Annotated in this window: 25 protein-coding genes and 8 pseudogenes; 17 read left to right on the top strand and 16 right to left on the bottom strand. The window is 68.2% G+C overall.

Going from position 1 to position 24,696, the window contains the following annotated elements; translation table 11 throughout:
• Window positions 1-48 precede the first annotated feature (48 nt).
• A complete protein-coding gene (locus tag ACZ68L_RS31220; protein WP_469583433.1) occupies window positions 49-501 on the bottom strand; it encodes a nuclear transport factor 2 family protein in 453 nt (150 codons plus the stop codon).
• Window positions 502-683: 182 nt separating this feature from the next.
• Between ACZ68L_RS31220 and ACZ68L_RS31215 the strand changes: the two genes are divergently transcribed.
• The 6 genes and pseudogenes from ACZ68L_RS31215 to ACZ68L_RS31190 form a co-directional block, all read left to right on the top strand.
• On the top strand, window positions 684-1,526 hold the full coding sequence (locus ACZ68L_RS31215; RefSeq protein ID WP_469583430.1) for an MBL fold metallo-hydrolase: 843 nt from the start codon (window positions 684-686) through the stop codon (window positions 1,524-1,526).
• A gap of 19 nt (window positions 1,527-1,545) precedes the next feature.
• The gene (locus ACZ68L_RS31210; protein ID WP_469583428.1) at window positions 1,546-2,256 is read left to right on the top strand and encodes a flavin reductase family protein; all 711 of its coding nucleotides are present in this window, start codon (window positions 1,546-1,548) and stop codon (window positions 2,254-2,256) included.
• Window positions 2,257-2,417: 161 nt separating this feature from the next.
• Window positions 2,418-3,038 (top strand): CGNR zinc finger domain-containing protein, encoded by a 621-nt coding sequence (locus ACZ68L_RS31205; protein WP_469583425.1) that lies wholly within the window; start codon window positions 2,418-2,420, stop codon window positions 3,036-3,038.
• 173 nt (window positions 3,039-3,211) lie between these two features.
• Complete coding sequence (locus ACZ68L_RS31200) at window positions 3,212-3,382, top strand: malic enzyme-like NAD(P)-binding protein (RefSeq protein ID WP_469583422.1); 171 nt, start codon at window positions 3,212-3,214, stop codon at window positions 3,380-3,382.
• A 17-nt stretch (window positions 3,383-3,399) separates the two neighbouring features.
• Window positions 3,400-3,681 (top strand): malic enzyme-like NAD(P)-binding protein, encoded by a 282-nt coding sequence (locus tag ACZ68L_RS31195; RefSeq protein ID WP_469583419.1) that lies wholly within the window; start codon window positions 3,400-3,402, stop codon window positions 3,679-3,681.
• Window positions 3,647-4,123 (top strand): annotated as a pseudogene (locus ACZ68L_RS31190) (ATP-binding protein); the annotation flags it as partial. The gene ACZ68L_RS31195 and the pseudogene ACZ68L_RS31190, both read left to right, overlap by 35 nt.
• A gap of 39 nt (window positions 4,124-4,162) precedes the next feature.
• On the opposite strand, the gene ACZ68L_RS31185 reads toward ACZ68L_RS31190, so the two are convergent.
• From ACZ68L_RS31185 to ACZ68L_RS31155, 7 genes and pseudogenes are all read right to left on the bottom strand, one after another.
• Window positions 4,163-4,771: a DJ-1/PfpI family protein gene (locus tag ACZ68L_RS31185; protein WP_469583418.1), complete on the bottom strand. Its 609-nt coding sequence runs from the start codon at window positions 4,769-4,771 to the stop codon at window positions 4,163-4,165.
• Window positions 4,772-4,932: 161 nt separating this feature from the next.
• The gene (locus ACZ68L_RS31180; protein ID WP_469583415.1) at window positions 4,933-5,121 is read right to left on the bottom strand and encodes a GMC family oxidoreductase N-terminal domain-containing protein; all 189 of its coding nucleotides are present in this window, start codon (window positions 5,119-5,121) and stop codon (window positions 4,933-4,935) included.
• Window positions 5,122-5,164: 43 nt separating this feature from the next.
• Window positions 5,165-5,341: pseudogene (locus tag ACZ68L_RS31175) on the bottom strand (choline dehydrogenase); the annotation flags it as partial.
• 178 nt (window positions 5,342-5,519) lie between these two features.
• Entirely contained in the window at window positions 5,520-6,428 is a 909-nt protein-coding gene (locus ACZ68L_RS31170; RefSeq protein ID WP_469583412.1) for an alpha/beta hydrolase, read from the bottom strand.
• A 71-nt stretch (window positions 6,429-6,499) separates the two neighbouring features.
• Window positions 6,500-7,279, bottom strand: coding sequence for an alpha/beta fold hydrolase (locus ACZ68L_RS31165; protein ID WP_469583411.1), 780 nt, complete (start codon window positions 7,277-7,279; stop codon window positions 6,500-6,502).
• 22 nt (window positions 7,280-7,301) lie between these two features.
• On the bottom strand, window positions 7,302-8,021 hold the full coding sequence (locus ACZ68L_RS31160; RefSeq protein ID WP_469583408.1) for a hypothetical protein: 720 nt from the start codon (window positions 8,019-8,021) through the stop codon (window positions 7,302-7,304).
• Between the two features lie 78 nt (window positions 8,022-8,099).
• Complete coding sequence (locus ACZ68L_RS31155) at window positions 8,100-8,525, bottom strand: SRPBCC family protein (protein WP_469583405.1); 426 nt, start codon at window positions 8,523-8,525, stop codon at window positions 8,100-8,102.
• 189 nt (window positions 8,526-8,714) lie between these two features.
• On the opposite strand from ACZ68L_RS31155, the gene ACZ68L_RS31150 reads away from it, so the two are divergent.
• The 4 genes from ACZ68L_RS31150 (at window position 8,715) to ACZ68L_RS31135 (ending at window position 11,176) form a co-directional block, all read left to right on the top strand.
• On the top strand, window positions 8,715-9,275 hold the full coding sequence (locus tag ACZ68L_RS31150; RefSeq protein WP_469583403.1) for a hypothetical protein: 561 nt from the start codon (window positions 8,715-8,717) through the stop codon (window positions 9,273-9,275).
• An 80-nt stretch (window positions 9,276-9,355) separates the two neighbouring features.
• Window positions 9,356-9,583, top strand: a complete 228-nt coding sequence (locus ACZ68L_RS31145) for a hypothetical protein (protein ID WP_469583400.1) — start codon at window positions 9,356-9,358, stop codon at window positions 9,581-9,583.
• 43 nt (window positions 9,584-9,626) lie between these two features.
• Window positions 9,627-10,463, top strand: a complete 837-nt coding sequence (locus ACZ68L_RS31140) for an enoyl-CoA hydratase/isomerase family protein (RefSeq protein WP_469583397.1) — start codon at window positions 9,627-9,629, stop codon at window positions 10,461-10,463.
• A gap of 143 nt (window positions 10,464-10,606) precedes the next feature.
• Window positions 10,607-11,176 carry a TetR/AcrR family transcriptional regulator gene (locus tag ACZ68L_RS31135; RefSeq protein WP_469583394.1) on the top strand — a complete coding sequence of 190 codons (570 nt, stop codon included), beginning with the start codon at window positions 10,607-10,609 and terminating at the stop codon, window positions 11,174-11,176.
• Between the two features lie 150 nt (window positions 11,177-11,326).
• On the opposite strand, the pseudogene ACZ68L_RS31130 reads toward ACZ68L_RS31135, so the two are convergent.
• Window positions 11,327-11,593: pseudogene (locus ACZ68L_RS31130) on the bottom strand (DedA family protein); the annotation flags it as partial.
• Window positions 11,594-11,752: 159 nt separating this feature from the next.
• On the opposite strand from ACZ68L_RS31130, the gene ACZ68L_RS31125 reads away from it, so the two are divergent.
• Complete coding sequence (locus ACZ68L_RS31125; protein WP_469583633.1) at window positions 11,753-12,406, top strand: CoA transferase; 654 nt, start codon at window positions 11,753-11,755, stop codon at window positions 12,404-12,406.
• A gap of 325 nt (window positions 12,407-12,731) precedes the next feature.
• Here ACZ68L_RS31125 and ACZ68L_RS31120 read toward each other — a convergent pair.
• The 3 genes and pseudogenes from ACZ68L_RS31120 to ACZ68L_RS31110 form a co-directional block, all read right to left on the bottom strand.
• Window positions 12,732-13,988: pseudogene (locus ACZ68L_RS31120) on the bottom strand (cysteine desulfurase).
• A gap of 192 nt (window positions 13,989-14,180) precedes the next feature.
• Window positions 14,181-14,996, bottom strand: a complete 816-nt coding sequence (locus ACZ68L_RS31115; RefSeq protein ID WP_469583391.1) for an alpha/beta fold hydrolase — start codon at window positions 14,994-14,996, stop codon at window positions 14,181-14,183.
• Between the two features lie 129 nt (window positions 14,997-15,125).
• Window positions 15,126-15,962 carry an alpha/beta fold hydrolase gene (locus ACZ68L_RS31110; protein ID WP_469583389.1) on the bottom strand — a complete coding sequence of 279 codons (837 nt, stop codon included), beginning with the start codon at window positions 15,960-15,962 and terminating at the stop codon, window positions 15,126-15,128.
• A gap of 748 nt (window positions 15,963-16,710) precedes the next feature.
• On the opposite strand from ACZ68L_RS31110, the gene ACZ68L_RS31105 reads away from it, so the two are divergent.
• The 6 genes and pseudogenes from ACZ68L_RS31105 to ACZ68L_RS31080 form a co-directional block, all read left to right on the top strand.
• The gene (locus ACZ68L_RS31105) at window positions 16,711-17,103 is read left to right on the top strand and encodes an integrase core domain-containing protein (RefSeq protein ID WP_469583629.1); all 393 of its coding nucleotides are present in this window, start codon (window positions 16,711-16,713) and stop codon (window positions 17,101-17,103) included.
• A gap of 88 nt (window positions 17,104-17,191) precedes the next feature.
• Window positions 17,192-17,818 carry a TetR/AcrR family transcriptional regulator gene (locus ACZ68L_RS31100; RefSeq protein WP_469583386.1) on the top strand — a complete coding sequence of 209 codons (627 nt, stop codon included), beginning with the start codon at window positions 17,192-17,194 and terminating at the stop codon, window positions 17,816-17,818.
• A gap of 146 nt (window positions 17,819-17,964) precedes the next feature.
• A complete protein-coding gene (locus ACZ68L_RS31095) occupies window positions 17,965-18,384 on the top strand; it encodes a PaaI family thioesterase (protein ID WP_469583383.1) in 420 nt (139 codons plus the stop codon).
• Window positions 18,385-18,697: 313 nt separating this feature from the next.
• A pseudogene (locus ACZ68L_RS31090) lies at window positions 18,698-19,323 on the top strand (molybdopterin-dependent oxidoreductase).
• Between the two features lie 67 nt (window positions 19,324-19,390).
• Window positions 19,391-19,685: pseudogene (locus ACZ68L_RS31085) on the top strand (cytochrome b/b6 domain-containing protein); the annotation flags it as partial.
• A 297-nt stretch (window positions 19,686-19,982) separates the two neighbouring features.
• Window positions 19,983-20,084, top strand: a pseudogene (locus ACZ68L_RS31080) (hypothetical protein); the annotation flags it as partial.
• A gap of 162 nt (window positions 20,085-20,246) precedes the next feature.
• Here the strand turns inward: ACZ68L_RS31080 and ACZ68L_RS31075 are convergent.
• The 4 genes and pseudogenes from ACZ68L_RS31075 to ACZ68L_RS31060 all read right to left on the bottom strand — a co-directional run bounded on the left by ACZ68L_RS31075 (window position 20,247) and on the right by ACZ68L_RS31060 (window position 24,680).
• Window positions 20,247-20,742 (bottom strand): annotated as a pseudogene (locus ACZ68L_RS31075) (PaaI family thioesterase).
• Window positions 20,743-20,814: 72 nt separating this feature from the next.
• On the bottom strand, window positions 20,815-22,173 hold the full coding sequence (locus ACZ68L_RS31070) for an epoxide hydrolase family protein (RefSeq protein ID WP_469583381.1): 1,359 nt from the start codon (window positions 22,171-22,173) through the stop codon (window positions 20,815-20,817).
• 235 nt (window positions 22,174-22,408) lie between these two features.
• Complete coding sequence (locus ACZ68L_RS31065; protein ID WP_469583378.1) at window positions 22,409-23,041, bottom strand: isochorismatase family protein; 633 nt, start codon at window positions 23,039-23,041, stop codon at window positions 22,409-22,411.
• A gap of 46 nt (window positions 23,042-23,087) precedes the next feature.
• Window positions 23,088-24,680: an MFS transporter gene (locus ACZ68L_RS31060; RefSeq protein ID WP_469583375.1), complete on the bottom strand. Its 1,593-nt coding sequence runs from the start codon at window positions 24,678-24,680 to the stop codon at window positions 23,088-23,090.
• Between the last annotated feature and the right edge of the window lie 16 nt (window positions 24,681-24,696).

Below are 24,696 nucleotides of genomic sequence, written 5' to 3'. Positions count from 1 at the left end.
GGCGGGTGACGGCGGCGAGGGCGCTGCGGGTTCAATCTGCTGCTGGGGTCACTCCCCGGGCTGGTGGAACAGGTCGTCGTCGACCTGGCCCTCCAGCTGCCGCCCCATCTCGGCGGAGAAAGCAAGCACGCCGGGCAGAGGTCGGTGCTGGACGACCGCCTTGGCGATCTGCCCCTCCTCGTTGCGGACGAGGATGGTCGAGCCCAGCAGCGTGGTGCCGCCAAGGGCGGTCGCCTCCCACTCGACGTATGTGCGGTCGCCGTTGTGGGCCTCATGTGTGAAGACCAGCGACTCGTAGATCCTGCTCGCCGTTCCCATGATCAGCGCAACATTCTCGCGCCCCTTGACCGGCCGGCTCAGCGTCGACCCCTCCAGGACAACGTCCTGGGCGAAGGCGCCGGCGAAGGCGTCCTCCTCGCGGGCGACGAAGGCCTGTGTCCACGCGCCGCCCGCCACTCCAGGCACCGTGTTTCCGCCCGACTTCGCTGTCGATTCACTCATGCCGCAGCCTCCTGACCACTTCCCCGCCCTGCGTCCCGCAAGAGCGAGTACCAAGTAAACATGACTTGCATCTTACACAGGTGACACTTTTAAGCGCCAGATGTGATGCACGACAGAGCCATGAGGTATATGGTTGTTTCAGTTCGCAAGCTTCCATGCATCCCGGATGGAGGAACAGCCCCATGGCTTCTCACCTTGGTTACGACGTGCTGGTCACGCCCGGCGCGGAGCGCGCCGGAAAGGTCCTTCCGAACGGCGACCCGATCATCTCCTCACCCGTCTCCACCGTCCTGGTGTACGGAGAGGAGGAGGCGGTGCTGGTCGACCCGCCGTTCCTGGACTTCCAGATCGCACAGGTACGCGACTGGGTGGCCGCCTCCGGCAAGCGGGTGCGGTACGTCTTCGCCACCCACGGTCACGGCGACCACTGGTTCGGCACCGCCGACCTGCTCCCCGACTTCCCGGACGCCCAGGTCTACGCAACGCCGGGGACGATCGAGGTCATGCACCAGCAGGCCACCGAGGGGCGGGCGGCCATGTGGGATGTCGACTTCCCCGGCCAGGTCCCGCCCTCCCCCGTGCTCGCCGAACCGGTACCCACGGAGGGTTTCCTGCTGGAGGGGGAGCTGCTGCGGGCCATCGACATCGGTCACACCGACACCGACCGCACCTCGGTGCTGCACGTGCCCTCGCTCGGCCTGGTGGTCGCCGGCGACTCCGTCTACAACGGCGTGCACCAGTACGTCCTGGAGGGCGGGGACGGCGGGCTGGAGTCCTGGCTGGAGGCGCTCGACGTGATCGAGGGGCTCAAGCCCCGCTACGTGGTCGCCGGCCACAAGAACGCGGCACTGCCGGACGACCCCGCGACGATCGCGAGTACGCGGGAGTACCTGCGGGACGTGATCCGCCTGCTGAAGGAGAAGCCGAACGCCCGCGACTTCTATGAGGAGTTGCTGCGGCTTCACCCCGACCGCCTCAATCCGGGGCCGGTCTGGTACGGGGCCGTCGGCCTGCTGGGCGCCTGAGACAGAGGGGGATGCTTCCATGGACATCGACTCGCGCACTCTGAACGCGAAAGAGGCCTACAAGCTGCTGATCGGCAGCATCATCCCGCGGCCCATCGCGTGGATCAGCACCCAGTCGGCGGCCGGCGTCGGCAATCTGGCACCTGTCTCGTTCTTCACCTGCGTGGGGCGCAAGCCCCCCAAGGTCTCGCTGTCCATCCAGCCCAAGTCGGACGGGCTGTCGCTCAAGGACAGCTTCCTGAACATCCGTGACACCGGAGAGTTCGTCACGAACCTCGCGACGCTTCCGCAGATCATGCCGCTGCACCGCAGCGCCATCGAGTTCGAGCCGGACGTGGACGAGTTCGACGCGGTGGGCGTGGAGAAGGAGCCGTCGACGCTGGTCACCCCGCCTCGCGTCAAGGGCGCGCCGGTCGCCCTGGAATGCAAGGTGGACAAGATCTTCTCCGCCCCGGACGGACTGCACCACGTGGTGTGGGGAGAGGTCGTGAGCTTCCACGTGCGCGACGACATCTACGTCAACGGCCGGATCGACTTCGGTGCTCTCGCGCCCGTGGCCCGTCTGGCAGCCGAGTACACCGTGGTCGACAACGCGTTCGTTCCCCCGCTCACCGACGAGGTCATGGCCGAGTTGGCCGTTCGACGGATGCGGCGGATCGACCGCCACGGGGAGGAGTACTCGGCGGTGGACAGCCCGAACTGGTCCGCCTCCGGGGCCGTCACCGAGTGAGCCCATTGTGTCGATCCCGCCCCACTGCGGGATCGACACAGTGTCCCTGTCCAGGCCGGGGCCGAGATGGTTCTCGGGAAGAACCCTCTAGGATCGGTTGTTCCATTCGCAGGTGGGCGGTCGTCACCGCCCACCCCCGAGACAGGAAGGCGATGCGTTCCATGGGCGCCACATGGCAGGCGACCGGGCGATACGACATCGCGTCGGCTCCCGGCGCGCTGGGCCTGGTGCAAGACCTGCTCAACACCATCCCGGCCGGCCGGCCACGGACGGCCGACCTGCTGGCGGACACTGGGACCGCTCAGGAATGGCTGGACTCGGCGTTGGCCGTCTGGGCTGCCACAACGGAACAGCCCACCCCAAGGGTGCGGCTCCACGAGGAGGATCTGGTCCGGCTCCGGGACCTGCGCAGAGCACTGCGTGACTCCGTGACGCCACCGCCCGACGGGGAGCCAGCGCCGGACGCGGTCGCTGGAGCCCCCGTAGTGGAGTCTGCGCATGCCTCGCTGGAGCTTGACGCCGCGGGTTCGGTGCAACTGGCGCCACGCGGCGGCGGCGCGGGATTCCTGATCGCCACACTACTTTTGACGCTGTGGCAGGCACAGAACAGCGGTGACCGACAGCGACTCAAGCTGTGTCGCAACCCCCGGTGCGCGGTCGCCTTCTACGACCGCTCCCGCAACAACAGCGGCGTCTGGCACGACGTGCGTACCTGCGGCAACGCAGCGAACCTGCGCGCGCACCGCGCGCGCCAGCGCGACACCGCGGCGGCCCAGGCCTGACAAGCCTGTCGGCGGCCAGCCCCCCGTTGCCGCGGTGCTCGCGGCAACGGGGTCGTCAGCCTCACATCCAAGACGATCGGTCATTTTACGTGTGTCAAGGACCATTCACAGCTGGTGCGTCCACGGAGGACAACCTGGCTTGAGTAGCAAACTGACCGGTTATCTTAGATGCCGTGCGACGCGGGCCTGAAACCGCGGGCATCGGCGTGGCCGACCAGCTGCGCGACGCCATGGCCGCGGACGGTCTCAGCGAGGAGGAGGCGACCCGGCGGATCTGGGCGATCGGCCGGCACGGGCTGCTCATCGATGACCAGGACGATCTGCGGGACTTCCAGACCCCCTAGGCCGCCCCGCGACGGAGGTGTCCCGATGGACCCGCGATCCGCAGGCAGGGACCGCCCTGGCTGAGGCGGTCCACCGGGTGCGGCCGACCATCCTGATCGGGACCTCGGGCCAGGGAGGAACCTTCACCGAGGGCATCGTCCGCGAGATGGCGGCAGCCACGGAGCGTCCGATCACCCTGCCGATGTCCAATCCGACACCGCTGGCCGAAGCCCCCCTGGGGACCTGCTGGCCTGGACCGACGGGCGGGCCCTGGTGGCCTCGCGATGGGCACGGCCGCGCTCACAGAGAAGCTCTTTGACCCGAGCAATCCCCTGCGCCCGCTGCTGAAGGACGCCGGCGATACGCCGCTACCCGTTCTGCGCGACGACATCGCGCAGGCCCTCGCAGACAGCGCCCCGGACGGTGAGAACCGGCTACTCCGCACCCAGGCGCTTCCCCCGAGCCGGGTATTGCCCCGTGCGCTGCCGGTCGGCCCCGAGGCCGCGCCGATCGCCCGCGCCGCGACCCGCGGCCAGTTGGAGGCCTGGGGCGTCGATGAGGAAACGGTGTTCGCCGCCGAACTCGTCGGCAGCGAACTCGTCGGGAACGCGATCCGCTACGGTGCCCCACCGCTTCAACTACGCCTGCTCCTGGAACGGACACTGACCTGCGAGGTCAGAGACGCGGCGCTCAGTGCTCCGCATGTGAAGCACACTCGCGCCATGGATGAGACCGGCCGAGGCCTGTTCATCATCGGGAATCTGACGGATCAGTGGGGTACCCGCTACCTGCCGGGTCTTTCAGTGGAGGGCGGGTTGACTGGCGTGGATGGCGTTCAGTGCATGTTGGACGGTTTGGGCGTTTTCGCCGACGGGGGCGACGTAGTCGAGGACGGCGCGTGCGGCGTCCTCGCCGAGGGTGCGGGTGATTACCCAGGTGGCGAGGTACTGGGAGGCCAGGCAACCGCCCGCGGTGGCGATGTTGCCCTCGGCGTGGAACGGGGTGTCCAGTACGGTGAGGCCGCAGGCTTCGACGAAGGGGCGGCTAGTGCGGTCGGTGCAGGCCGGCATGCCCTCGAGGAGTCCGAGGCGGGCCAGGACCAGCGCGCCGGAGCACTGAGAGCCGATCAACTGCCGGGCAGGGTCGAGCGGCAGCATCGAGATCAGCCGGTCGTCGGCGACCACGTCGCGGGTCTTGATGCCACTGCCGATCAGCACGACGTCCGCCTCGGCCGCGAACTCGAGTGGCCGCTGCCCTGACACCTCCACACCGTTCATCGACGTGATCACCGGCGTCGGCGTCGTGATGAACGCCTCCAGGCCGTCCTTACGACACCGGTTGACCAACGCCGAAGCGATGAAACTGTCCAACTCATTGAACCCATCGAACGTCACCACAGCTACCTGCATCACAACTCCTTCATCAGAAAGCCGACTAGCCCGCCTTGTTCGGACTCCGAGCCCTTGGTGCCGGTGAGGGTCACCAGCGAGGTGTTGTCTCGGCGAGCTGAAGCTCGCCTCTGCCGAAGGAGAGGTTCTCATTCGGCACCAGGATCAACGCGATGAATACGTCATGGGTTCTCGCCGACACCGGGAAGGTACTGGACCACGCTGATCCCGATCACGGCCAGATGTCGCCGTGGGCCGACACCGGAGAGCATCACGAGCTGGGCGGACCCGATCGCTCCCGCTGCGAGCACGACCTCTCGCTGGCAGGTCACCCGCACCTGGTCCGGGCCGAGGGTGTAGTCCACTGGCACGTCCGTCCTCGATGCTCACCCGGTGTACGGGGGTGCCGGTCACCACGGCGAGGTTCGGCCTGTACAGCGCCGGTGACAGGCAGGCGTCGGCCGCGCTCTGCCGCTTGCCGTCGATGATGTCGAGGTCGCTGGGCGCGAACCCCTCCTCGATGCCTCCGCTGATGTCGTCAGCCCGGCGATACCCGGAGTCAACTGCCGCGTCGAAGCGGGCAAGCAGCACCTCATTGGGCGGATCCGCCAGCCAGACGGTCAGCGAGCCCCACTCCCGAACAGACAGGTCCCGGCCGAGAGCATTCCCGCTCTCTGGAAGTACGGGAAAAGGCCCTCGAAGCCCCGGTCCTTCCCGCCCGCATCGGGCCAGGCGCCGTAGCTCGACCTGCGCCGCCGGGCGAGGCGTCTCAGCTCCCAGCGGACCCGGTGAGGTGTTCGCGGAACCAGGCGAGGGCGGCGCTGCTCGCCTCGTCGAACTGGGCGATGTAGGGCGCGAAGTGGCCGCCGGAGATCAGCTGCAGCCGCTTGGGCTCCAGGGCGCGCTCGTAGGCCGCCAGGGCGAGGTCGGTCACGGTGACGGTGTCGCCGAGAGCGACCACCATCAGCAGCGGCGTCGGGGAGACACGGGTGGTCCAGGTGCCGGGCTCGTACAGGCGAGCCGCGCGCGTGGAGCGGACCGTGACCTGGTTCTCCCACACGCCGTCGGGCACGGGCTGGAGGTAGAAGTCGATGGCCTCCTGCGCGCGGTAGGATGCTGCCACCGCAGGGTCGCCACTGACGATGGTCTGGGTGCGCGGCGCCTCGCCGCGGGACTGGGCCCGCTCGTCCTCGTTGAAGACCTCCTCCAGGGCGGCGACGGCCTCCGGGGCGATCCGGCGCAAGCCCTGCTCGTAGCCACTGATCGTCGGCACCTGGGAGACCACGGCACGCAGCCGGCGGTCGGTCGCACCCAGCACGATGGCATGACCACCGGCATAGCTGGTACCCCACAGACCGATACGTCCGGGGTCGACCTCCGGCCGGCTCTCCAGGTAGGAGATGGCCCGCCGCCAGTCGGCGATCTGCCGCCAGGGGTCGACGTCCTGACGCGGCTCGCCGTCACTGGCCCCGAAGCCACGGTGGTCGTGGAGCAGCACGACGAACCCGTTCTCGGCGAAGGTGCGCGCGAACGGTTCCAGGCCATGCTCCTTGACCCCGGCGTAGCCGTGGGCCATCGTAATCGCCGGGTGGGGTCCGTGGCCGTCCGGCAGGTAGAGCCAGCCACCCAGCATCACACCTGCGTCGGCTTCGAATTCGACATCCGTGCGTTCAACCATGGGAAAGTCTCCTTGACGATTGCCAGGGCGCCAGCCCTGGTGGAAGAGGTCCGCGCGGGTGCGGCGCCGGGCTAGAAGAGTCCGGCGAGGAAGTGGTCCATGTGGGCCGCGACCGCGGCCGGCTGCTCGAGGTGAACCCAGTGCCCGCCCGAGCCGACCGACACCGACTGAACGGTGCCGAATCTGGGCGCGACGGCTGTGTTGACGAGTTCCTCGGTGATGAACCCGTCCTCCGCGCCGCGAACGATAAGTACCGGGCCGGCGAAGCGGCTTGGCTGCTCGCCAGACGGGTGGCCGTTGTTCCAGCAGTCCGCGTAGGCCCGGACGGCCTCAGGCCGTACGCGCTCCCCAACCGCCACCAGGCGGTCGAGTTCGCCGTCCGGGAATGCCGCAGCCAGCTGGATCCTGACCGCGCGCTGCCCTGGGCCGTCGCCGCCCAACGCCCGGAACGGGCCGACCGCCTCGTCGGGCAGGCGGGTGCCGGCCAATGGGACCGGCGTCACCAGGACCAAGCCGAGGGACCGGTCGGGGCGCCGGGCTGCAACCAGCTCGGCGACCGCCGCACCCATACTCTGCCCGACGATCACGAAGCGCTGGTCGAGGGCGTCGACCACAGCGCCGACCTCGGCCGCGAAGCGGTCGTAGGTGAACGGCTCGCTCGCCGCGGTACGGTCCCCGCTTCCGGCCAGGTCGACCGTGACGTGCTCGATGCCGGGCGTGGCGAGCTCGGCGATCAGGGGGTCCCAGACGTATTGGTCGTCCAGGAAGCCGTGGACGAACACCACGACCCGGCCCCCCTCGCTGCCTTGGCGGTAACGGACATCGGTCTGCCCGACGCGCTCCGTCTTCATGGTCGTCCTCACCCTCTGGGGCTCAGGTGAAATGGATGTCGCTGAGGTCGATGGAGACCATGACCCGGCCCGGGATCGGCCGCAGCTCGGCGTCGCGGTTGAAGGCGCGGCGGCGGGTGGGAAGAAGTATGCCGTCGGCCTCGACGATGTCGTAGACGTACTGGGCGGCCGCGAAACCGCCGGCGATGTCGACGTGGTAGTCGTGGCGACGCAGCAACCGGTCCGGGCCGAAGTAGAAGTCCTGGACGGTGCTGTGACTCGCGATCGGGCCAGGGAACGTCGCGCGCAGTCCGCGCCACTCCTCATCATCCTCGCGCCAGGGCTGGATCTCCTCGATGCCGACGCCGGGCATGGCGAGCAGGAACGGAGTGGTCAGGTACGTCCACAGGGCGTAGCCGTTGAAGTACGCCCGGTCCAGCGCGTCCCACGGGGTCTGGAGGACGTGCCCGTCGAAGGCCTTGCGCGGCTGTGCGCGCTCGGTGACCACGGTGCCGTCGGTCTTCTCGATGGCGACGCGGTCCGCGGTGAAGTCGGTCTTCTGGTCGGGTGCTCCGAAGGGGGCCACCGAGGCATGCTCCTCGTGCAGCCGCGCCGTCATCTCGCGAGGCGTCGGATCCTGCGGAAGTCCTTTGATGGCGAACAGGTCCCCACCGCTGACGATCGTCGCGCGGACGGAACTGAACCGGCGCCAGCGGTCCAGACCACCATGGGCCTCGAGAACCTCATCGAGCAGCGCGCTCATCTGTACTCCTCCTTGCTTCATTCACAGACCCCCGACCGGCCGGAGATGGGTCAGTGATGCTTCGGCCGGCGGAGATGGCTACTTGCCCTTCAGGGGCTCTTGGAAGGTCTTGCGGAACACGGAGCCGGCGTACGGGAGCACCATGGCCACCATTCGGCCCTTGAGTGTGCTGGCGTGCCGGGTCAGTTCGACGTCGACACGGGTGCCGTCACCGTCGGGGGTCATCTTGAACACCCACCCGCCGCCCGGACCGAAGACCTTCGAGTCGAGCGTCGTGACGGTGACCGTGTCGCCGGCCGGGTCCCACTCATAGCGGGCACGCTCCCACGCGGAAGCCGTGCCCTCGGTCACCTCGGCCCAGGTGTCGCCCACGTCATGGACGGTGAAGTGCTCGGCGTCGATCGACGGCCAGGTCTCGGCCCGCGCCGGACTGAAGTCGGTCAGCACCCCCATCACCTCCTTCGGGCTGAGCGAGGAGTTGAGCTGAAAGCGCAGGGCGGTCATGGCCTGCTCCTTTCGTCGAAAGGACGGTTCTTGTCGGCGCTTCTGACTCGGCCCATGTCGCGGAACCTTGGAGCACTCATTTCAAATATGGCCGGTCGTCTTGACCGTGTCAACCTGGTTGGCTACTGTCCATCGACAGGCCCGCGGGCGGGCTTCAAACAAGCACAGCAACCTGAAAGGGGCCGTCACATGTCCCCCACTCACGAGATCGCTGAAGACCTCGTCCTGGCCGAGTCCACGCAGAGCGTGGTCATCAACGTCCCGCTCGAGAGCGTCGACCTGGGCACGTGGCTGACCCGGCTCACGGATGCGGAGTATCAGGCCTGTGCGGTGCCCGACCACCGGGCCGCCGGCTGGAGCCGGAACGCCGCCGGCGAGTTGGTGAGCATCAACGTCGAGGTGGTGGGCGGAGCGCTGCTCATCCAGCACTACGTGGCAGAGATCCTCGAGCCGCACCACTGCCGCATGGTGTCGCTCTCAGAGGCGCAGGCCCCGGATGGCTGGCAGTACCAGCAGGTCATCTGGGATCTCAGCGTCACCGAGCTGGACACCGACCGCTCGACCTTCACGAACAAGATCACCAGTCGGCCCACGCTCGCCTTCGTGGCCCACCTCGAAGAGCGAGGCATCCCCTTCGAGCAGGCCGCGGAGGCACGCAGGCGGGCCGTGGAGGACCACAACGCACTTGAGGCACCGAGCTACGCAGCCAGCGTGGAACGCGCGGCCCTCAACGCGCAGGGTTCACGCTGAGCATCTCAACCATCGGCCACTGATCAGGCCCAGGCGCCCCGCACCTCGACGTCGTCGGGCGCTCGATGCGCTGGGCCCGTATGTACTCCCCCGGGCAGTGGACCGACCAGATCGACCCGACTCCCCTGATGGTGCTCGTCGCCGAGCACGACTACGTCACCGGGACGGATCTGGCGCTGACGGCCTACGAGCGGGCGGTGCAGCCCAAGCGCCTCGTCCTGCTGGAAGGTGAGCACTTCGACCCCTACCACGCCCGGTTCAAGGTGGCATCCGGAAGCGCCCTGGAGTGGTTCCAGCAGAACCCGTGATCGCCCTCCTCTCCCCCTCATCCACGCACTTCCAGGAGCCATCATGAGCTTCGACTACTCCTCGATCCGGACCCGACTGGAGGACGGCGTTCTGTTCGCCACCCTCGACGCCGGCCCCCTCAACCTCATCGGCGTCGACCTGGTACGCGACCTGGCCTCACTCGTCGACACGCTCTACACCGGCCCCGGTGACGTGCGGGTCGTCGTCATCGACAGCGCCTCGGCCGACTACTTCTCGGCGCACGTGGACCTCACAGCCGTCCCGCAGTACACCGCCGAGGCCGCGAAGGCCGGCGGCCCCGGTGACGCCTCGCTCGGCATGTTCCTCCACAAGCTGGCACAGGTCCCCGTGATCACCATCGCCAAGGTGCGCGGCCGCGCCCGCGGCGGCGGCGACGAACTCGCCCTGGCCTGCGACATGATCTTCGCCTCGCGCGAGAACGCGGTCTTCAGCCAGTTCGAGACCGGCACCGGCGCACTGCCCGGCGCCGGCGGCATTCAACACCTGACCCGGCGACTCGGCCGGACACGCGCCATCGAGGCCATCATCGGCGCGGACGACTTCGACGCCGACCTCGCCGAGCGCTACGGCTGGATCAACCGCGCCCTGCCCGACGCCGAGCTGGACGACTTCGTCGAGCGCCTGGCCAAACGCATCGCAGGCTTCCCGCCCGAGGGGGTCAAGGCCGCCAAGCGCGCCATCAACGACCTCACACTGGCGGACCCCGCGCAGGTCCGCTCCGACGCCGCCACCTTCCAGGGCCTCATCGCCCTGCCGGAAACCCGCGAGCGCCTCGGCCATCTCGCGAGCCGAGGCCTTCAGACGCCGGGCGATGTCGAAAGCAACCTGGGCAAGGCCGTTGCGGAATTCCCCCGCTGAACCGAAGACCCGTGAGGGGCCGCGTAGTCGTCCGCCGGAATCTCAACCGGCGGACGGCTACGCGGCTTCTTCTGCGCGCCAAGGGATACGTTTGACTTTCAGAAGACGACCGGACATATTGTGTCGCAGAAGGAGTGCACATCATGCCCAGACCCAGTATGCGCGAACAGCTGATCGAAGCCGCTTATGACTACTTCCACGAGCACGGCTTCAACGGCAGCGGCATCAAGGACATCGCCGATGCCGCCGGCACGCCGAAGGGTTCGTTCTACAACCACTTCGACAGCAAAGAGGCCATGGCCATCGAGGTGATGAGCCGCTATGCCGATACCCGCCAGATGGGCATGCTGGCCGACGAGTCGATCCCTCCCGTCGAGCGCATCCGCAAGCACTTCGAGTACCTGGCGGGAGACTTGGAGCGGTTCGGCTACACCCGTGGTTGCATGTTCGGGAACTTCGGGGCCGAACTGTCCACGCAGAGCTCGGTGATTCGCGAGGAAGTGGGCAACAGACTCGGGCGGTGGGTCTCATTCCTCACCCCGGCGCTGGACGAAGCCCGAGCGGCCGGGGCCCTGAAGAGCGACATGGACACATCGCTGCTGGCCCGGTTCCTGGTCAGCGCCTGGGAAGGAGCGGCGCTGCAGGCAAAGGTCGCCCGCAGCGGCGAACCGCTGGGTGACTTCTTCGCCATGTTCGATTCGATCACCGCCTGAGCCCGTCACCTTCCGAGGGAACGGTGCGGGCTGGGGCAGTGGCGTGCTGGGCGCTCCGACGGCCGCGATCACGATGGCCGCCGCGCGTCCGACTTGGCCCTCGACTCTGCTGTAGGCATTGCCCGCGAAGTAGCCGAGGGTGTACCCGACAGCCCAGGCCAGTCCCCCGAGGGTGTTGAACAGTAGGAAGCGCCGGTAGGGCATACGGGAAGCAAGCGCGGGCATCATGGCGCGAAAGAAGGCGATGAAGCGTCCCAGGAAGACCGCTTCGGGCCCACGGCGCCGGGTCAGGTCCTCCTCCTTCTCCACGCCCGTCCGGTGACGGTGCAAGGGGCGCACGTTCAGGATTCCGGGCCCCGCTCGGCGGCCGATCTCGTAACCCACGCTGTCGCCGGCGACTGCGGCGACCACGACCATCGCGCACAGCAGCCGAGCGGAAACCTTCCCCTGACTCGCCAGGACGCCGCCGATGACGACGGAGCCCTCGCTGGTCGCGCAGCGGCCTGCTGGCCTCCACGCGTGACGCGGGCGCCCCCGACCATGCCGGTCTGAGGCAGCGGTGACTACCGGTCAGCCATTGCGATATACGCTGCGATCGCGACCGCCCTGTATCGCCGGGAACAGACGGGACATGGCGCCAACGTCGGGACGTCGCTGCTCGCCGCCGGAACCTGGGTCACCGGAACCCTCGTGGCCGCCGCGCTCGCCAACGGCGCGCCGTACGTGCTGCACGCGCCGGCCAACCCCTACCAGTCCGCAGACGGCAAGTGGTTCATGCTTGCGACGTCGCTCACGCACCTGCCGGGACTGGCGCGGGCCATCGGGCGCCCTGAGTTGATCGGCGACCCCCGGTTCGCTAATCTCGGAAGCTTCGCCAAGAACCGCGCCATGCTGGCCCAGCTGCTCGACTCCGACTTCCGCGCGCAGCCTTACTCCTACTGGAAGGACGCGCTCACCAGAACGCGTCACCTTCAGCCTCATGCAGACACCGGAGGAGGCCGCCCAGGACCCACAGCTGCGCGCGAACGACATCGTCGTGCCGATCGAAGGAGTCACCGGGCCGGAGTACACCGTCAACAGCCCGGTCAAACTTCGAGGCGTGGCGAAGGTGCCGGCGAAGCGGGGCCCCGACCTCGGAAAGCACAGACGACGAAATCCTCGCAGGGCTGGACTTCGGCCCCGCTGAGATCGCCGAGCTGCGCGGCCCGGGGAGGGATTCCCGGACTCTGAGCGCCCATCAGAAGGCCCGTCCGACCAGCGCGCTGCGGCTTCCTCGGCCTTCGGGCCAAGGAAGCCGCAGTCGTGGTTATGCCTGTGATTGCCCGCAGCCGTGCGCGTGCATTTACACTCGGCCGTTGCTGACCGACGAGGCTATCCGGGACGCCGAGCGTCGCCTCGGGCTGAGACTGCCGTCCTCACGACCAGGGGCCTGCGGCTTGGAGGGAGAGCCGTCAGCGCTCCCACCGTCAGCCCCCTGCTGAGGTCAAAGGCCAGCGGCCCCGGCTGCACTCACCGGGGCCGCTGGCCAGGGAAGACGAGAACCTCAGCTGCGGCACTATCCGAAGAAGGCGCGGACGTGGTGCAGCCCGTCGATCAGGGCGTCCACCTCCGCCTCGGTGGAGTACAGATAGAACGACGCCCGCGTGGTCGCCGGAATTCCGTAGCGCAGGCAGACCGGGCGCGCGCAGTGGTGACCGACACGCACGGCGATGCCCTGCTCGTCCAGCACCTGGCCCACGTCGTGCGGGTGGATGTCGCCCAGGGTGAACGAGATCGCCGCGCCGCGGTCCTCGGCCGTCGTCGGGCCGATGATCCGCAGCTCGGGGACCTCCTGCAGGCGCTGCAGCGCGTACTCGGTGATCGCGTGCTCATGGGCGGCGATCGCGTCCATGCCGACGCCGTTCAGGTACGCGATGGCCGCACCCAGGCCGACCGCCTGCGCAATCGGCGGGGTGCCCGCCTCGAACTTCTGCGGCTCGGGGGCGTAGGTCGAGGACTGCATGGAGACGGTCTCGATCATCTCGCCGCCACCGAGGAACGGCGGGAGGTCTTCCAGCAGCTCCTGGCGGCCCCAGAGCACGCCGATGCCCGTGGGCGCCAGCATCTTGTGGCCGGTGAAGGCGACAAAGTCGGCCTCCAGCGCCCGCACGTCCATGACCATGTGCGGGGCGGCCTGCGAGGCGTCGATGACGACCAGCGCGCCCACCTCCTGGGCACGGCGGACGATCGCCTCGACCGGGTTGACCGTGCCCAGGATGTTGGAGACCAGCACGAACGAGACGACCTTGGTCTTCTCGGTGATGATCTCGTCGATGTCGGACAGATCGAGCCGGCCGTCGTCGGTCAGGCCGAACCACTTCAGCTTCGCGCCGGTGCGCTGCGCCGGCAGCTGCCACGGCACGATGTTGGAGTGGTGCTCCATCTCCGTGATGACGATCTCGGAGTCGGCGTCGACCCGGTATCACCCATCCGCCCAACCCAGCACGTTGGCGACCAGGTTCAGCGACTCCGACGCGTTCTTGGTGAACACGACCTCGTCGCGGCTCGGCGCGTTGATGAAGGACGCGACGGCGTCGCGCGCGCCCTCGTACAGCGCCGTGGCCTCCTCGGCGAGCGTGTGCACGCCGCGGTGGACATTCGCGTTGTACAGCTCGTAGTAGGCCGTCAGCGAGTCGAGGACCTGCTTGGGCTTCTGCGAGGTGGCCGCGTTGTCCAGGTAGACCAGCGGCTTGCCACCCTGCAGGATCCGGCCCAGGACCGGGAAGTCCTTGCGGATCGCGCCCACGTCCAGCGTGCGAGAGGTATGGATCACTCGGCTGCGCCGCCCTTCACGTACTGCTCGTAGGTCCTTGGTGGAGTCCGGGCGGCGGTCCAGTGAGGTGTGCCGATCCATGGGTCGCCGCCCGGGGCCGGTGAGTCAGCAGAGCAGGGCCTCCGGCTGAACATGCTTGCGCATCAGCGGCGATGGCGCGTCTCGGCGACTTCGGCGTCGCTATGACAGTGGCTAGTTCGCCTGCCACCAGCGAGTGATGACCTCGGCGTAATCATCGGCGTTCTCCTCCCAGGCGAAGTGGCCGGCGTCGATGATGTCGAGCTTGCTGTTGGGCAGGTACTTGTGCAGGTACTCGGCGTTCCCCGGAGGCACGACCGGGTCGTTGCGGCCGGCCAGGATCTGGACCGGCGTCTCCAGGGTGGGCAGCAGGTCCCGGAGGACCGGCAGCTCGGCAGGGTAGGCGCGGACGTAGGACAGCTGGTCGACGAAACGCTGTCCGACGTAGGCGGCGAGGTAGTCCTCGCGCACCACGTCTGGCAGTTCGTAGCCGTTGATGGTCTTCATCGCAGCGATGACGGCCGCCTTCGGGCCCATGGCGCGATACGGGGCCAGGTCCTCGGCGAGCACCCAGTCCTTCAACGGGTTTCCCAGGCTCAGCGGGACCGCCGCCCCGCCGGTGCCCACGACCAGGCTCCGGAACCGGCCGGGGTGCCGGGCGGCGGCGAACAAGGCAGCAGCGGTGCCGATGTCCGGGCCCACGACGTGGGGGCTCTCCAGCCCGAACGCGTCGGCGATCCGTACGACGAACTCCCCCATCGCCGTGGGCGACAGCAGGTCGCTGCGCAGCTCGGAGTGCCCGAATCCGGGCAGGTCGACCGCGATCAGACGCGCCTGCCGGGCCAGCTTCGACCAGGTCGCGTCATAGGAGTACAGGCTCTCCGGCCAGGGGCTCAGCAGCAGGGCCTCGTGCTCGCGCGGTCCGTTGCTCTCGGCGTACCGGACCGACAGCCCGTCGATCGTGCGGAACCTGGGGTTGATCTCACTCATCGTGTTGTCCGTTTCTGTAGTGCTTTGAGTAGACATGAAGGTGGGTCGCCGACTCACGCTCCGCGCGGACGGAAGGCCAGGAAAGAGCCAAAGGGGTACGACCCGGGCGGACCGCACCCCGTTCCTTCGTCAGCGCGAGGTGGCCCCGGCGGCCTGCTCGATGATGTCGGTCACCGCGTCCGGGTGCGTCTGCGGAACCGCGTGCGAGGAGGCAACCTTCTCGGTGTGCGCGTGGGCGCGCTTGGCCATGAACTCCTGCTCAGCCGGGTTGATGGCGTGATCCTGGGTGGTGATCAGGTCCCAGGACGGGATGGTCTTCCAGGCGGCCTGGGTGATCTTCTCGGCGAAGACGCTCGCCGCCACGGGGCGCTGGGCGGCCGCCGCCACATTGGCAACCGCTGCCGGCGCGTCGGCGGCGACCACCTCGTGGAACTTGTCGGGCTGGACGTACAGCTCCACGCCGGCGCCACCGTCGGCCATCGGGTAGGGGGCCGGCGTCAGCGCCGTGCTGAGCTCGGTCGCCGGGAACTTGTCGCCCAGCGAGTTCACGCTCTCACCCTTGGCGGGGGCGAACGCGGCGATGTAGACCAGCGCCTTGACCTGTGGGTCGCCGGCGGCGGCCTCGGTCATCACGGCGCCGCCGTAGGAGTGACCGGCGAGCACGATCGGCCCGTTGATGGTGTTGAGGAAGCTGCGGAGGTAGGCCGCGTCGCTGGCCAGCCCGCGCAGCGGATTGGCCGGGGCCACCACCTTGTAGCCGTCGTGCTGCAGGCGCCCGATCACACTGTCCCACTCGGAGGCGTCCACGAAGGCGCCGTGCACGAGCACGACCGTGGGCTTCGGCTCCGACGACTGCGCGGCGGCGTGGACCGCCGGAACGGCAACAGAAGCCGCGATCGCCGCCGCGGCCGCGCCGACAGTGGCCGCAGACTTGAGGGGATGACGCAGGACGGTCTTTGTGACCACAGAGACTCTCCTTCAAAGAAGGCCTAGTTCAGCCGATTCGAGCCCGAGCGGATCGTTCAAAAGCTCGCACTCCAAACGCACTCATGTCGGTTGGAGCACGGCAGCGGTCACCTTCGGGCCGCCATCCGGCGGGTTGCGGAACATTTCTAAGATGACCGGTCATTTTCACTCTGTCAACCCTACTCCTCGGATCGCTACCGAGATCTGCACGCTCGATCCTCGCGGCGGGAAGAATCGGAGATGGAAAGATGCTATTAACATATGCCTATGTCGTTTGAAGTGAGCCTTCGAGCGCCCCGCCGAGGCGGACCCCCCCTCGAGACCCCCGAGGCCCCACGGACACCACGCCCGTGACCGAGCCGAGCGGCAGCACGGCCATTCCCCAATCCCAGTCGGCCCCGCCGACGAAGCCGCCTGTTCGGGCGCGGCTACCCCCTGATCACACTGGTCGTCGTCGCGGCATTCATCAGCCGCTACGTCGGCTTCGCCCGCGCCGCGAAGCCCCACCAGCTCCCAGTCGCCGTCGTCGGCAGCCAGCTGTCCACGGAGATCCAACAGGCCGCGTCATACGCCGCTACAAACGCAACCGGCGCGGCGAACTCGCACACGTCGACATCGAAAAGCTCGGCAACATCCCCGACGGCACAAAACCCTCGGGCGCCAGGCGGGCCGCAAAACCCGCTCCGGCGCCGGCTACGGCTACCTCCACAACGCCGTCGACGACCACTCCCGCCTCTCCTGCAGCAAGATCCTCGCCGACGAGAAGAAAGAGGCCCGCCGTAGCCTTCTAGCAACGGGCCCACGCCTTCTTCACCCAGGCCGGAGTCACGGCCGAACGCGTCCCGACCGACAACGGCTCCTGCTACAAGCAGTCACCTGTGGCGCAACTGCCTCACCACTCAGGGCATTTCGCACAAGCGGACTCGCCCCCTACCGGCCCCAGACCAACGGGAAGCTCGAGAGGTTCAACCGCACTCTCCTGGACAAATGGGCCTACGCGCGGCCCTACCGGACCGAGGCCGACAGACGTGCCGCCCACCCGGCCCGGCTGCACACCTGCGATCACCACCGCGGACACACCGCGCTCAAGGGGCAACCACCCGCCAGCCGCGTCCCCAACCTCACGGGTCAGTACAGCTAGCACATGATCCCCCTCGACGCCCGCCATCCTCTTGCCCTTCTGAAGACGACCGGCCATATTAGAGTTGGTGATGAACAAAGGAGACGACATGCCCAGGCTCAGCGTGCGAGAGCAGTTGATCGACGCTGCCTACGACCACCTCCACGAACATGGGTTCGCAGGCAGCGGAGTCAAGGACATCACCAACGCCGCCGGAGTGCCCAAAGGGTCCTTCTACAACCACTTCGACAGCAAGGAGGCCATGGCCGCCGAGGTCATGCGCCGCTATGCCGCCGACCAAGGCACTGAGATCCTCACGGACCGGTCGAAGGCACCGCTGGAGAGGATCCGCGCACATTTCGCCTACGTGGCTGCGGGGTTGGAGCGCTACGCATACGCGCGAGGCTGCATGACCGGGAACCTCGGCGTCGAACTGTCCGCACAGAACTCCACGATCCGCGACGCGGTGGACTACAGCCTCAACTGCTGGGTAGCCCGCCTGGCCGCCGCGCTCGACGAGGCCCGCGCGGCGGGATCCCTCGCCAGCCCCGTCGACGGCCTCACGCTCGCGCGGTTCCTGGTGAACGCCTGGGAGGGCACGGCAATGCGGGCGAAGATCTCCAAGAGCCGGGCCCCTCTGGACGACTTCACTGCGGTGTTCGAATCGCTGGCAGCCGATGCTCGGACGACGCAACCCGACGTTCGGGAGTGCGCGGCCACCACGACTGCAAACTGACCCCGGTGGCCCTCGCGGCGGTCGCGACGGCCACCGGCCGCTCCCTTCGCGCCCATGAAGTTGTCCGCCCTCAGCGGATCAAGCTGATGCGAAGACCTCCCCACAGGGACCACCCGCCCGACTACCCGAGAGACAGAGAGACGGCCATGGACGACCACGACCTTCAGGTGGACCTCGACCCCGCGCACGCGGGTGCTTTCCTACGGGCGCTCGGCCTGCACTTCGACAAGATCTCGCCCCACGAGGTCCGCGCCCACGTTGGTGTGACGAACGAGCACCACACGCCCTGGGGCATCACTCACGGGGGCGTGTACGCCACGGTCATCGAGAGCGTGGCGTCAGTCGGCGCGTCCGCCGCCGCTGCCGAGTCCGGTGGGTACGCGGTCGGTGTGAACAACCAGACAGACTTCCTGCGACCGCATCGCGAAGGCCGACTCGACGTGCTGGCGCGGCCCGTCCACCAGGGAAGGGCGCTACAGCTGTGGACGGCCGAAATCACGGACACCAACGGCCGACTGATTGCCCGGGGACAGGTTCGTCTCTTCAACCACCTGCCCGAGAAATGAGCACGCGCCCCGCGACGTGCAGGCTCCGGATCGAACGACAGGGGCTCGACCGCGGCCGGGCCACTGATCCTGCCCTTCCCTGCCCAAGGCCGGCCCACGGGCGTTCATGGAGCACCACGACGTGCGGCAAGGTGTGCTCCGCGACCCAGCTCCAGTGCGGACCACCGGCGCGGACGCGGCCGACGACAAACCGGGGCCGCGAAAGCCGACCACCAGGAGATCCAAGATGACTTCAGAGCGCAGCGAGCGCGGTCAAGGCGCGCCGACAGGCCGACGGGTGTTCCTGTAGACCCTCGCCCTCAGAGCGGCAAGCCTGACAGCCGCGCCAGTCTTGCGCCGCAGCCGGGACCACGTCCTCAGCACCATAAGTCAGCACGACCCCACGGGCCTGAGCAACCTGCTACCCAATCCCGGGGGCTTTCGCTACTACTCGGTCACGTCGAGTGTTCCGCGCAGAGACGCTTCCACCTACACGCTCACCGTGGACGGCCCGGTCGGCCGCCCGCGCTCGTACCGGCTCGCAGAGCTGCAGGCCATGCCCCAGACCCGCCTCGTGCGCGACGTGCAGTGCACCGACGACTGGGGCGTGGCGAACACGCCCTTCGAGGGGGGCGGCGCTCGGAACTCCTTGCCACCGCCGACGTCCGCCCCGAAGGCAGAGCCATCCGGTTCACGTGCTTCGACGGGGCCTACATGGAGCAGGCCATGCGCCCCGACGTGCTGGTGGCACTAGGCATGCAGGACGCGCCGGTCTCGCACGAGCACGGAGGGCCAGTGCGGCTGTTCGTCGCACCGATGTTCTTCTACAAGTCGGCGAAATGGCTCTCCGGCATCACCATGACCGACAAAGTGATCCCCAGGTACTGGGAGGACTACGGCTATGACGTCGGCGGATGGCTTCCCGGCGCCGACACCGGCCAAGGCCTGTCACGTGCCTGACCAACCGCGGCGCGTGGCCCGGTTCACCTGCGCCGAGCGCCTCGTCCACCGCACAACCGGCCTGCTGATGCTCGCGTGCGTCGGCCGCCTGCCTGTCCTTCCCGCCGCCCACCGAACTCGTCGGCAGGCGGCGGCTGGTGGAAGTGGTCCACGAATGGTCCGGCCTGATGCTGCCGGTCCCACTACTGCTAGAACTCGCCTCTTTTGTACTGCGCGCCGACCTGCGGCGACTCAACCGCCTCGTGCCCTACGACCGCGCCTGGCTGCGCGCAGTGCGCCACCGCTGGACCGGACCCAGGGCAAGACCGGCCGGCAAGTTCAACCTCGGCCAGAAGATCTACGCCGGCTGGATCGCAGGAGCTCACTGGAATGCGCACCAGCGAAGTCGACCGCGCGTGGGCGGCCCGCGAACACCCCAAGTGGCTGGACGACACCAGCGACGGCAGCGCCTGAAGGCCAAGACCAGGCAGCGAGCTGACTCTGGAACGGCTGAGGGACCGGGCAAGGCGGGTCGCCGGCTCCGACTTCGGCATCATGCAGCTCGGTTGCTGTGCCGGTTCGGCAGCGCAACCCGGACGGCGGAGCAACCTTCAGTCTTGGCCGCGTGCCTGTGGCCGGCGACGCCGCGCACATGAGCTTCCCGGCGGGGCGGGGGCGGCCTCACCATCGGTCTGCAGGGCGCGATGAACCTGGGGTGGAAGCTGGCCGCAGGGATCCAAGAACGTGGACCTCTGAGGCTCCTCGGCACCTACCGCAGCCAACGCTACCTGGCGGCCCTGAGCTCGCTCGGGACACATGGCCGAGACGGCGCTCATCGGAGACACGTCCTCTCAGACCCGCGCGCTGCACGACTTGTTCAGCAAACCCAGGGTCCTCCGGCGCGGGTGCCCCTGAGAACGCCGGGGCCCGTCTCCGGCTGTCGGTCAGTACGTGGTGAGCGGAAAGATCAAGCAGCTGCTCATCGCGGAGGCGAGCAGTCGATCCCGACCGTCGAACAGCTCCGCCTGAGCGAGGGCGGTGCGGCGGCCGTGGTTGAGGATGGTGCCGACGGCGCGGACCTTGCCGGTGTCGACGGTGATCGGGCGCAGGAACTTCACGGTCAGATCCAGCGAGGTGTATCCCGTACCTGGAGGCAGCACGGTCTGGACGGCGCAGCCGGCGGCCGAGTCGAGCAGGGTGGCGTAGACGCCACCGTTGCACGCTGCCGATCGGGTTGTAGTGCTCCTCACCCGGTTCCAGCATGAACGTCGCGCTGCCGAACTCGGCGTGGTCGAGGGTGAACCCAAGCACGGCTGCGAGGGGCGGTCCGGGCACTCGTCCGGCGATGAGGTCCTGGACGAACTCCAGACCGCTGCGCTGTCCGACGGCGGCTGCGGTGACCTGCGGGTCGCTCCAGGTGATGGTGCGGGTCCTGGTCATGTCTGTACTCCCTCGTCATCTGGGCGGGGGCTGCCAGGCGTGGTCGGCCTGGCAGCCCCCGTGATTCCTTTGCTACCGCAGCGTGCGGAAAGCGGTGCGCAGTTCCTGGGTCAGGAGCTGCGGCTGCTCCCAAGCGGCGAAGTGACCGCCGCGGTCGACTTCGTTCCAGTGGATGATGTTGCCGAAGGTCCGCTCGCCCCAGCTGCGCGGTGCGGGGTAGATCTCACCAGGGAACACGGTGACCGCGACGGGGACGTCAGGGATGGGGACGGCGTTGAACGGGCCGCCGCCGGCCTGGTAGCCCTCCCAGTACAGCCGGGAGGAGGATCCCCCGGTGTCGGTCAGCCAGTACAGGGAGATGGCGTCGAGGATCTCGTCACGGGTGAGGACCTTCTCCGGTACGCCGCCGGAGTCGGTCCATTCGGCGAACTTGTCGTAGTAGTAGGCGGCCATGGCGACCGGCGAGTCGTGGAGGGCGTAGGCGATGGTCTGCGGGGTCTGGTTCATCATCGCCGCGTAGCCGAAGCCGTCGTGGTAGAAGTGCAGCAGCCGGTTGTACGCCCGCACTTCCGGTGCCGTGAGGTTCGCCGGAGCGGCGTCGAAGTTGAGCAGGTGGCGCAGGATGTCCGGCGGGACGGTGCCGGGCATGTTGACGTGGATGCCGAGCAGTCCCGGAGCGCGTTGTGCGGCGAGGTTCTCGGAGATGATCGCCCCCCAGTCACCGCCCTGGGAGACGTAGCGCGGGTAGCCGAGGCGCTGCATCAGGGTGTGGAAGGCGCGGGACGTGCGGGCCGGGTCCCAGCCGGTGGTGGTCGGCTTGCCGGAGAAGCCGTAGCCGGGCAGCGTCGGCAGGACGAGGTGGAAGGCGTCCTCGGCGCGCCCGCCGTGGGCCGTGGGGTTGGTCAGCGGGTCGATGACCTTGAGCAGCTCGATGATGGAGCCGGGCCAGCCGTGCGTCATGAGCATCGGCAGGGCGTCGGCGTGCGGCGAACGGATGTGGGCGAACTGGATGTCCAGGCCGTCGATCGCGGTGATGAACTGAGGCAGCCCGTTGAGGCGCCTCTCGACCTTGCGCCAGTCGTACCCCTTGCCCCAGTACTCGACCAGCGGCCTGAGCTTCGCCAGCTGTGCGCCCTGGGACCGGTCGGACACGGTCTCCTTGTCGGGCCAGCGGGTCGCGCGGATACGCTGCCGCAATTCCCGCAGGTCGTCTTCGGGGACCTTGATGCGGAACGGGCGGACACCGGCGATCTCCGGGACCGGGGCGGAGGCGTCCGCCGCGGGCGGCAGGGTCGCCCCGGCGGCCGCCGCTTGTGCGTTGCCGGGCATCGCGAGCTGGGTGGCGGCAGCTGCGCCCGCCGCCCCCGCGGCCAAGCCCAGGAACCGGCGGCGGTCGGTGCCGGATCCACGGGAATTGTCTTTCGTTACCATCACAGACTCTTTCTCTCGGGTCGCGCCCCATAGCTGGTGCCATGCGGTGGCAGGCGGGCAGGTCCCGCCGTGGCAGTCACAGTTCAGTTCAGATCACAGTTCGTGCTCGCCATGCCCTTGATGCGATGGCGGTGACCTCGCCATTGACGGGCTGGACATCGCTGTCAGGGCATGCCCCTCTGCCCCGCCTGTTCCAGGCAGGACAGGTTCACGCCTCACCGTTGCCGGCGAGGTATCACTCCCCCGCCCCCAGACGCAGGGCGTTGGAGAGCTGCTCGGCGTTCATGTGGTACGACGCGTCCACGGCTTGGACCGAGCGGAAGACTTCGACCGTCTTCTCGTTGTCGTAGGTGACCTGGAGTTCGGCGGCCAGGGAGAGCCAGGTGGTGAAGGAAACTCCGAGCTGAGTGAGTCGGGCCAGGGCGGTGTCGTGGGCGACCTGGGTGGATCCGGCGCAAGCGTCGACAACCACCGTGACGCCGAGCCCCCGCCGCAGTGCGCCCACCGAGGTACGCAGCACACAGCCCTCGGTGGTGAGTCCGGCGATCACCAGATGCTGAACGCCGGTCGATTCGATGGCCTCCTCGAAACCGGGGTGGCCGAAGGCGTCGAATGTGCCGGCCCGGTGGATCACTGGCAGGTCACCTATCTCCCGGGCGAGTTCGGGGTACAGCGTGCCGCGCGGATCACGCTCGGGGCCGAGCGTCACCACCAGCGGCGCCCCGTACCCGAGCGCCATCCGGGCCAGGGCGACGGCTCCGGTGACGTTGTCGGTGATGGACTGGGTCCGGATGAGGTTGGCGTAGCCGGTGACATAGTCGACCAGGACGAACGCGGTGTTCTCCGGGGTCCTTGCTTCGATGTCCATGACGGTCCCTCTGCGGATACGGATACGGGTGTGCGTACGGGTGTTCTCAGAGGAGCTGGGCGCGTTTGCGCACGAAGAGCGCTGCGGCCAGTGCGGCGAGGAGGGCTCCGACCGCTGGAATCAGGACGGCCAGGTGGAGTGCGGCGGTGAAGGCGTCCCCGAAGGCGGCCGAGACGTTGTCGCGGGTCCCGGCCGATACGGCGTCGAGCGGTGTGCCGGAGGCTATGCCATTGGTGATGTCCCGGGTGGCTTCGGACGGCACTCCATGCCGGGTGAGCTGGTCGGGCAGCCGGTTGATCAGCCCGCTGGTGACAATCGTTCCGGTGACGCTGGCGCCGAGGGTGTTTCCGATCTGCCGGAACAGGTTGACGGTGCCGCTGGCCATACCGGCCTCGGCCGGGGGAACACTGACGACCGCGGCCGCGGTGCTCGGCGGGAGGACCAGGCCCGCGCCCGCACCGAAGACTGCGAGATACACGCCGATCAGCGCCGCGGAGGTGTGAGCGGTCTGGGTGAGCATCAGCAGGGTTCCGGTGGCTGCCGTCAGGGAGCCGAGCACGAGGGTGACCTTGAAGCCGAGTCTGCCGACGACCCGCCCGGCCACCGCGCTGACCAGCAGATAGGAACCGGTCACCGGCAGCATGATCAGTCCGGTCTCAAGGATCGATTCGTGGCGGACACGCTGGAAGTACAGGACCTGGGCGATCGCCATGGCCACGAATGCGTACTGGGCCACCAGGGCGACCAGATTGGCCGTGGTGAAGGAGGGGTTGCGGAACAGTCGCAGGTTGAGCATCGGGGTGCGGGTGCGGCTCTCGACGATCAGGAAGACTCCGAGGACCAGGACGAACCCGGCGAAGGACCACAGGACTTCGGGGGTGCCGAAGCCCTCGTATCCGCCCTGGATGACAGCGAAGTTCAGCAGGGCGATGACGACGACGGTCAGTGCGAGACCGGGTGGGTCCAGGTGCCGTCCGGGCTGCCGGCTCTCGGTAACGTAGCGGGGGGTGAGTACCAGGATCAGCACCGCCAGCGCGACATTGACCAGGAAAGCCGCGTGCCAGGAGAAGTACAGCAGGACCGCGCCGGCGAGGATCGGGCCGAGGGCCAGACCCAGGCCGGAGACGGCGACCCAGATACCCACCGCAGTCGTACGCGATCGGGGGTCCTTGAAGGTGCTGGTAACGATCGCCAGGCTCGTGGGCAGGATCGCGGCTCCGCCCAGACCCATGACGGCCTGGCCCGCCATGACGACCGCCGCCGACGGTGCCAGGAAGACCAGGAGGCTGCCCAGTCCGAGCAGGAACACCCCGCCGGTGAAGACACGGCGGCGGCCGAGGATGTCGCCGAGCGTGCCGGCGGCCAGGACGAAACAAGCCACCATCATCGCGTAGATGCTGGCGATCCAGACCAGCTGGGAGCTGGTGGTGTGCAGCGCGGCCTGGACGGAGGCGAGCGTGGAGGTGGTCTGGGTGATGTTGATGAACAGTCCGAGCTGCCCGAGGCTGACGACCGTGAAGCCGGGCCAGGGACTCCTCGCCCGCTCCGATACCGCTGCTGTCACTGCCCGTGCCGGTGCGGATTTCGGTGCTGGTGTCTGGTTCTCCACCATCCGGACGAAGGTGATCTGGGGAGACATGGGAACCCTTCCACGG

This window comes from Streptomyces sp. NPDC104309 (assembly GCF_055584025.1).
This window is presented reverse-complemented; position numbering and strand designations above follow the sequence as displayed.